The 7,988-nt window shown below is 68.5% G+C and carries 11 protein-coding genes; 3 read left to right on the forward strand and 8 right to left on the reverse strand.

From position 1 onward, the window contains the following. Positions 1-555: 555 nt before the first annotated feature. The 6 genes from P3T39_RS36690 to P3T39_RS36715 all read right to left on the reverse strand — a co-directional run bounded on the left by P3T39_RS36690 (position 556) and on the right by P3T39_RS36715 (position 3,213). Positions 556-726, reverse strand: coding sequence for a hypothetical protein (locus P3T39_RS36690; RefSeq protein ID WP_280703657.1), 171 nt, complete (start codon positions 724-726; stop codon positions 556-558). 34 nt (positions 727-760) lie between these two features. After that, the gene (locus tag P3T39_RS36695) at positions 761-1,117 is read right to left on the reverse strand and encodes a PRC-barrel domain-containing protein (RefSeq protein ID WP_280703666.1); all 357 of its coding nucleotides are present in this window, start codon (positions 1,115-1,117) and stop codon (positions 761-763) included. Positions 1,118-1,354: 237 nt separating this feature from the next. Then, positions 1,355-1,864: a hypothetical protein gene (locus tag P3T39_RS36700; RefSeq protein ID WP_280703658.1), complete on the reverse strand. Its 510-nt coding sequence runs from the start codon at positions 1,862-1,864 to the stop codon at positions 1,355-1,357. An 84-nt stretch (positions 1,865-1,948) separates the two neighbouring features. Beyond that, the gene (locus tag P3T39_RS36705; RefSeq protein WP_280703659.1) at positions 1,949-2,512 is read right to left on the reverse strand and encodes a hypothetical protein; all 564 of its coding nucleotides are present in this window, start codon (positions 2,510-2,512) and stop codon (positions 1,949-1,951) included. 117 nt (positions 2,513-2,629) lie between these two features. Then, on the reverse strand, positions 2,630-2,851 hold the full coding sequence (locus P3T39_RS36710; RefSeq protein ID WP_280703667.1) for a hypothetical protein: 222 nt from the start codon (positions 2,849-2,851) through the stop codon (positions 2,630-2,632). A 206-nt stretch (positions 2,852-3,057) separates the two neighbouring features. Further along, positions 3,058-3,213, reverse strand: a complete 156-nt coding sequence (locus P3T39_RS36715) for a DUF6131 family protein (RefSeq protein ID WP_280703660.1) — start codon at positions 3,211-3,213, stop codon at positions 3,058-3,060. A 784-nt stretch (positions 3,214-3,997) separates the two neighbouring features. Between P3T39_RS36715 and P3T39_RS36720 the strand changes: the two genes are divergently transcribed. The 3 genes from P3T39_RS36720 (at position 3,998) to P3T39_RS36730 (ending at position 5,886) form a co-directional block, all read left to right on the forward strand. Beyond that, positions 3,998-4,171: a CsbD family protein gene (locus P3T39_RS36720; protein WP_280703661.1), complete on the forward strand. Its 174-nt coding sequence runs from the start codon at positions 3,998-4,000 to the stop codon at positions 4,169-4,171. A gap of 253 nt (positions 4,172-4,424) precedes the next feature. Then, a complete protein-coding gene (locus P3T39_RS36725) occupies positions 4,425-4,700 on the forward strand; it encodes an isoamylase early set domain-containing protein (protein ID WP_280703662.1) in 276 nt (91 codons plus the stop codon). Positions 4,701-4,908: 208 nt separating this feature from the next. Then, on the forward strand, positions 4,909-5,886 hold the full coding sequence (locus P3T39_RS36730; RefSeq protein WP_280703663.1) for a YihY/virulence factor BrkB family protein: 978 nt from the start codon (positions 4,909-4,911) through the stop codon (positions 5,884-5,886). 587 nt (positions 5,887-6,473) lie between these two features. Here P3T39_RS36730 and P3T39_RS36735 read toward each other — a convergent pair. Together P3T39_RS36735 and P3T39_RS36740 are read right to left on the reverse strand one after the other, a co-directional pair. Next, positions 6,474-6,947: a hypothetical protein gene (locus P3T39_RS36735; RefSeq protein WP_280703664.1), complete on the reverse strand. Its 474-nt coding sequence runs from the start codon at positions 6,945-6,947 to the stop codon at positions 6,474-6,476. Between the two features lie 8 nt (positions 6,948-6,955). Then, complete coding sequence (locus P3T39_RS36740) at positions 6,956-7,282, reverse strand: ribbon-helix-helix protein, CopG family (RefSeq protein ID WP_280703665.1); 327 nt, start codon at positions 7,280-7,282, stop codon at positions 6,956-6,958. Between the last annotated feature and the right edge of the window lie 706 nt (positions 7,283-7,988).

The following is a 7,988-nucleotide window of genomic DNA, read 5'->3' on the forward strand; positions in this document are numbered from 1 at the left end:
GCTGGACAGACCAGCGGATGCCACACGCCCTCCGACCGGTCACCGCCGCCCGAATCCCGAAACGGTCACCTCAGAGGCGGAGCGGTGGATTCGGGCTCAGTCTACGCCCGATCATCGCCGCATCAAGGGGCTCAATCCCCGCACCGTCCCCGCATCATCCACGCACTGTCCCCGCGCAGAGCGCCCGGATAGCCGCCTGATGCCGAACACGCGTCGTGACCAGGGGCGATACTCACCTGAAACTCCGACACCATCGGATCTCCCACGGGAGACGTGCGGTTTCGTTCCCTCCGCCGACCGAGCGGTCTCCGGCAGACGCAGTCGGGAAGTTGAGGCCATCAGGGTACCCACCGCCACCCGCTCCCCTGGTGCAACCGACCTGATACAGCCTCGGCGTCCGCATGCTCGGCCACTGCGCGACGCACACACCCGTTTCCCCCGCCGACGACCGTTCGTTCTCCGAGCGCGAGGGCGGCGGGCTTTCCTTGAAGCCTGGCCGGCCGCCCTCTGCATCCGGCCGGTGCCTTCGCACCGCGGGACGGGTGGGGCGGTGAGTCAGCGGAGCGAGCGTCGGCCAGAACGCCGCCCCGAGCGCACGGCCAGGAACCCCACATCGGCGATGAGGAGTAGTACGCCGATGACGAGCAGATACAGCATCCCGTGGGCGACGGCTCCGATGATGCCCAGCACGATCGCAACGATGACCACGAGTAGGAAGACCACCATGACGTGGATGCCTCCTTTGGTCGGGTGCGGGCTCTCAGCGCCGGGCGAGCTGCCGCTCGCCGCCGGTGCCCGGCTGATAGGTCAGGCCGTAGTGCCGGAAGATCGCTTCCTCGTCCTCGGCGGGCAGGACGTCGTCCGTGCCGATGGCAGGGCAGTCCTTCACCAGGGCCTTGTCGTAGACGACCTTGACGTAGCCCGGCCCGACGATCGCACCGTCCAGCGGGACGAAGACCAGGCGGTGACGGGTGGGCAGGCCGATCTGCACGGTGGCCATGGCCGGCTCGTCGCTGCTGGTGTCCACGTAGATCGCTTCCAGCGTGCCGATCTTGTGCCCGTCGGCGTCGACTACGTCGTGGGTGCGCCACTCGCGGATATCGCCGACCTCGATCATTGGCATTCCCTCCACCCGGACCGACGGCTCGTACCAGCCGCGGGCCTAGCATGTGAACCTTCTCAGCCTGCCCCTGTCGGCTCACGGACACCAGCGCACGCACGTGGGCTGCCGAAGCGAGCGGTCGAGGCTGGACCTCACCTGGCGCACCAGCGGAGTGCGTCCGGTGGCTTGGTACGGCAGCGGTCCCCGGTCCCTTGCGCGCCTGGTCCGGTCTATCGGTCTGCCCGCGCTGTTTCAGGTGCTGAGCAGGCGGTTGAAGAACGAGCGGTAGCGCCGCAGTGCGATGCGCAGTTCCTCGGTCGGTACCTCGTCGCCGCGGTTCCATTGGCCTTCGAGGTCCTGCTTGTGCTCGGCGAAGGTCGTGGCCAGTGCCTGCATCGCTTCGGCGACCAGCGTGTCGGCCGCGTGCACGGCGTTTCGCGGGTCGTCGACGAACTCGCTCTGGATCTTCTGCCACCGGGAGTGGAACTCCTCCTGCTCCGACCCCAGCAGGGGTTCGCTCTCGTCGGCCGCCTCCGCGTCTTCGCCGGGCTCGGATGGCTGGTCGTCACCTTTCTCCCGGTCGTCGGCAGCGGTCTCCTGCTCGCCGCGTTCTCGGTCGGTGGCGGTGGCTTCCCCGGGGAACGCCGGTGGCGAATCCGCCCAGGATTCCGGGGCCTGTTCGCCGGTGTCCTGTCGGGCACCGGCCAGGTCCTGTGTGGACAGGCCGCCCTCGCTCGGCTCGGGTGTCTCTTGGCTGTGCATCTCTCCACCTCCGTTTCGGCACTTCCGGTCGGCTGCGACCGCCGACGGAGTCGCCCTTGTCGGATCGACTCGCCGGTCCCGGGCTCACGCCCGGCTGCCCCGTGGCCGGTGGCCGTTGTGGAGCAGTTCCTCGAACAGCGTGCGGTAGTGCACCATCGCGCCCCGCAGCTCCTCCGTGGTCGCCTGATGGCGGCTGCTGCGCTCGTTGACCTGATGGGCGGACCGGAAGTGCTCCAGCACGCGCCCGTGTTCGACCGAGAGGTCCTTGAGTTGCTGCTCGTATCCCTCGGTCGGGTATCCGCGCTCGCTCATGAGCGTGGTGACGAGCCGGTCCGCCTCGTGGACCGCGTCGTCGGGCCGGTCGACGAACCGTTCCTGCACTCGGGTCCAGTCCTGGGCGTAACGGTCGCGGACGGCTGGCGGCAGCGGCTTGATGTTCAGCGCGTCATGGCGTTCTTCGCGCTCGTGCAGCTCACGGTCGGCCGCCAGGCGGCCGTCCTCGGCCTCCGCAGTCCGCTCGTACTCCGGTCCGAAACGGTCCCGCAGATGGCGGCGGCGTATGACGAACCGCGCCACCAACGCAACCAGCGCGCACACGATCAGCACGACCACGACGGCACCGATGATCACGAGGGTCCCTGTCGACATTGGGTCCTCCGCTTGTAGCCCGTTGACCCCCCGAAATGCCCGTGCCCCTGGCCACCGAGTCGAAACGCGGACGAACCGGGCAAGAATGCCGTCGCCTGCTGGCTGCCGCCCACAGCGTCAGCTCCTCCCGGCGCCATACGTCCCTTCGACGAGGCGATCACGGCTGGAGGACTGCCCGCCATCGTCGGCGGGGCGTCGCCGGGCCAAGCACACGGCGAGGAACACCCCGTCGGCGATGAGGAGAAGAATGCCGATGGCGAGTAGATACAGCAGCCCGCGGACGACGGCGCCGAGGATGCCCAGAGCGGCCGCGATGAGCACGAGCAGGAAGACAGCCATGGCGGGAACGCCTCCCTCAGCCCGTGCGGGTTCCCCATGCCGATCTTGCACCCGCCGGGATAGGCGGCGTTGAGGGGTGCGTTACTCACGGATATCCCCGAACTGCGGTTCCCTCGCCGGGCCTGACCGCTCGTGCCCCGAGCCGTGCCCAGCAGCGATTCGTTCGAACGCGTGGAGCGCCATCGGCCGGAGGGCCAGGCCGAGTTCTACCAGTAGTGGCGCCGCCCACCGACAGCGTGTCCCACCGATCCCAGGATCCACAGGATAGCCCCGATGACCAGCAGGACGATCCCGATGGTCCACAGAAAGCCGATGTGGAGCAGAAAGCCGACGACGAGCAGGATGATTCCGAGGATGATCACGGTGTACTCCGATCTCCGCAGAGCGTTCCCCGCTTCTCATGCTCCCCGCCCACCACTTCCGGGGCAAACGGCAGGAACCAGCGTGAGGACTCCTTTTGCACCCTCGGATGTTGGCCCGCGATCAGGTCCACGTCTAACGTCAGACCGGCGCTCCGCCGCGCCATGACGTCCGGGAGTCGGGGCGTGGAGAGACGCACGCCCGACCTGTGCCGGGCCCGGGTGGGGTCCGGTGTCGACGTCACCCCTCGTCCGGGCAATGGTGTTCAGGCAGTTGCCAACCGTGATCCCCTTCGAGCGGCTCGACTTCCGGGAGGCAGAGGGCGGGTGCGATCCCTAGCGGGGCTTGCGCGTGGTGGTCGGTTCCTGGGAGTCCTGGGGGTCCACGCCGGTGTAGGCCGAGGCGTCCCTGCTGCCTCTGGGGCGCTGTGAGGGGCCTCGGGGGCCGGTGTCGTGCGTGCCTTTCTGGATGTGCTTCTTCGCCGCTCGCGCGCTTCCAGCCCGCTGCACCTGCTCGTCAAGCTCTCGTCCAGGTAGATGGCACCCGCTGAGCTGTGGTGGCCGCACCAGTGGGGGCCAGGATCGGCCCGACGTACGCTGAAGTGAGAAGTTGACGGCCGCTTTTCAACGGCTTGCGGCCCGGGGCCCGCTTGGCGTCCGGAAGGACTGCGCCCATGCCGTGACCGTGCTCGCCGAGCAGTGCGCCCTTTTCGGCTACGTCGCCCGTGGTGACCGCCGCCTCGGCGAGGCAGCGCCCCCCAGCAGTGACTCACGAAGGCAGCCACCCATGAGTATCACCAAGAAGATCGCGCACAAGGCCGAAGCGGTCAAAGGCGGCGCCAAGAAGACCGTCGGCCGCGTCACCGGCAGCTGGCGCCTGCGGGCCGAAGGCCGCAGCGACCAGATCAAGGGCAACACCAAGCAGTCCGGGGCGAAGATCAAGGACGCTTTCAAGCACTGACCACTGCCCCCCGACCCGACCCACGACCGGCGACACAGGGTCGAGGACAAGACGGTACTCGCGCCGGCAGCCGGTTCGCCGACCCACCCGTCGGGCCCCTGCCAGACCCCCGATCCCCCCGTCCGCTTTGCCCGCATGGAACGCCGCCATCCGCGTGACTGCCGTCCTCGGACGGCGGCGCTCGGCAGCACACTCCCGCACCATCGGGGCCAGGATCGGTTCCACACCCCCTGCGTGTGAGGAGCTGACGGTCATGCTGGAGCGCACCCGGCGCAAGAACGCCACCGAGGTCACCTTCGCCCTCCCCGCCGACCACCCGTGCGGTGAGGTCAGCGTCGTCGGCGACTTCAACGACTGGGAACCCGGCGCCCACCCGCTGCGCGCCCGCAAGGACGGCACCCGCGCGACCACCGTCACCCTGCCCGCCGAGCAGCGTGTCCACTTTCGCTACCTCGCTCACGGCGACTACTGGTTCGACGACGAAAGCGCCGACGGCCACGACGGCAACAACAGCTACCTGCACACCTGACCGCACGCCCGGGCGCCTCGGCGCCCAAGAGCCCACCCCCTGCGGCTCGTGGGCTGAGCCCGCCCGGAGGAGAACCCGAGCGCGTGGTCGACGAAGGACACGAAGCAACCCTGCCGCTCCATGTGGACGGCGGGCAACGGACACCGCCGAGCCGTCTTTGCGTCCCGGCGGTGAACCCGGACCGGTGCTGTCTTGGAGGTGGTCGGCCATGGCGCCACACGACAACGATCACGACAGCCCGACTGCCCCCGGGCCCCATGCGGGCCCGCTGGCCCACAGCCCGACGGATCTGCCGAAACGGTCCTGGCGCGACGTCCTCAAACGCACCGCGACCGAGTTCAGGGCCGACAACCTCGGCGACTCGGCGGCGGCCCTCACCTACTACAGCGTGCTGTCGATCTTCCCCGTGCTGCTCGCCACCGTGTCGATCCTGGGCCTGCTCGGCAGATCGACCATCACACCGCTGATCGACCATGTCCGCAGCCTTGCCCCCGGATCCGCCCGCCAGCTGATCACCTCGGTGCTGGACCAGCTGCAGCACAGCCAGGCCAAAGCCGGGATCGCGTTTGTCGTCGGCATCGTGGTCGCCGTGTGGTCCGCCTCGAACTACGCGGGAGCGTTCATGCGCGTTTCCAACACCGTCTACGACATCGGTGAGGGCAAGCCCATCTGGAAGACCCTGCCGGCGCGTCTTGCCATCGCGGTCGCACTGATCGTGCTCCTGACGCTCGCCGCCGTCGCAGCGGTGTTCACGGGACCTCTTGCCAGCAAGACCGGGCAGATCCTGGGACTGGGCAACACAGCCATCACGGTGTGGAGCATCGCCAAATGGCCGGTGATGATCGTCGCGGTCAGCCTGCTGATCGCGTTGCTGTACTGGGCCGTCCCCAACGTCAAACAGCCCGGATTCCGCTGGGCCACCCCCGGCGGCGTCCTCGCCGTCATCGTCTGGTTCATCGCGTCGGTACTCTTCGCCCTCTACATCGCCACCTTCAGCAGCTTCGACAAGACCTACGGAAGCTTCGCCGCGATCATCGCCTTCCTGATCTGGCTGTGGATCTCCAACATGGCGATCCTCCTGGGCCTCGAGTTCAACGCCGAACTCGGCCGCCAACGCGCCATCGAAACCGGCCACCCGGCCGCGGAAGAGCCATACATCGAACCCCGCGACACCCACGAACTCTGACCCAGAGAACCGCCAAGCAGGCGAACAGCCGGTCCCGGCCCTCACCCGGGCGACGGGATTGACGCCCTCGCGCCCCGCCGAGCAGGCTGTTGTCGTTGCCGATGACGGCGTTCTGGACGACGTTCTAGGCAATCAGCGCCATCACCCTGGTCGCGGTCAACGCACTGCTGAACCGGTGGCTGGCCCGCAACGCGCGTGCGGTACGCCTGCTGGAGGGAAAAACGACCACGATCAGCCAGGACGGCAAACTGCTCACGGGTGCGCTCGAGCACTTGGCGCTGCGGCCCACAAAGATCGAGCACGCGGTACGCCTGCAGAACGGCGACGACATCCGCGACGTCGCCACCGGGCGCCTGGAGCCCGACACGCACGCGGCTACCGCAAGCACCTCGAGCAGCACCTTGTGCAGCTGCCGGGGCGGGAGTTGCTGTGCGAGCTGACAGGCGACCGCGTCCAGCAGGCGTTCAGCACCATCATCCGCCAGGACAGGGTGGAGAACCGGCCACTCACCAGCCGTTCGAACGGAGACGCCGTCAGATAGATAAACCTCACAGGCTCGAGAACGCGCAGTTGGCAGCCGTTCGGGATCAGATCTGGACGACGTGGACATCGTGGGCGTCCAAAGCCACCAGGTAAGCCGTCAGGTCAGCTGGGTCGCTGGTGAAGACGACAGCACTGCCGTGTCTGGCTGCGGTCAGTGCGACCAGAGCATCCACCGCATCCGGGCGCTTCTTCGGTGGCAGCTCCGCTGCTCCGAGCGCGCTGCCGACACGCTGCCACTCCGCCAGATCCGGCCCGGTGGCACACATGATGCAGACCGTCTGTCCGGCACTGGTGGGGCGCATCGCCGGGGCCGAGCTGCGCGCCTGAGGCACAGTGCAGTCGTTCAGTACTGCGGCCATGGCATGCACCGTGGCCGGACTGGGCCGCCACACCTGGGCCAGGACCGGCCCCAGCACGACAGCGCGATGCGGCGTGCCCTTGAGGCCCGCGTGCAGACGTACGGCTTTGGCCTTGCGATCTGCGAGCGCGATCAGCATGCCGGTGTCGTAGACCGGCACTCGCACGCTCACGCGGCGTTGCCCGGGCGACTGGCGGGACTGTCGTTGCCGTAGATGAGGTCCATGGCCTCCGCCACCTCCCGCCGCTCCTCCTCCGTGAGATCGTCATCGGCAACCTCCCGCAGGGGAGGAAGTTCGGCGGCCTCAGCCTCGGCTGCGGCGATCATCGCGTCGATCCGGGCGAACTGCGCTTCGGCAGCCTCCGCCTCGGCCATCTGCCGGGTAGCGGCGTTGACGAGGTACGCGGAAACGTCCATACCCGCGCGCTCGGCGTGCTCCCGAATGCGCTCGGCATGATCGCGGTCGAGGCTGATGCTGATCCTGGTCTTGGCCATGCAGCCAGTGTATGACGCGTATTACGGCCCCGCCAAGCGCCTCCGGCGGCCGGGGGCCAGTACGCCGGGCACAGGCAGCGCAGGAGTCTTCCCTCCGTGCCAGTCGGTGTTCGCGCAGCCGCACTCCGGTGTTGCCCGGCACGTCGACCGTTCCGGCCTGCCGCGTCTTCCCTCCCGGCCACACTGGGCCCACGCACCCCAAGCGGCCCAGGAGATGGTCATGCGCGGCAACGGAACGATCTACAAGCGATGCGGCTGCCGGGACCCACGCACCGGACGGCAGCGCGGCACCTCCTGCCCGCACCTGAAGCGACGCGGCCACGGCTCCTGGTACCTCGCCCTGCCCGCACCGGCCACACTCGCCGACCACCGGGAGCGGCTGCGGCGCGGCGGCTACCGCACCCGCACTGACACCACCCACGCAGGGCGCCGCGCCGGGCGAGGTCGGGGTCCCGCTAGGTTCCTGACCGCCTGCCACGTACATCTGCAACCCACCCGGGCCCCACCCCCGACCCATCACAGACAACGAAAAGGGCGCCTCCCCGCGAGGGGGAAACGCCCAGGTCAGGCATATCTTGATCTTGTGGGCCGCCAGGGGCTCGACCCCTGAACCCGGATCCACCGGTCAATAGCCGGTCCAGGGCCTGGACATGAGGGCGCGGATGCCCTCTGACCTGGGATGATGGTTCTTCCTACAGTTCCAAGT

The organism is Kitasatospora sp. GP82 (assembly GCF_029892105.1).
Lineage (GTDB): Bacteria > Actinomycetota > Actinomycetes > Streptomycetales > Streptomycetaceae > Kitasatospora.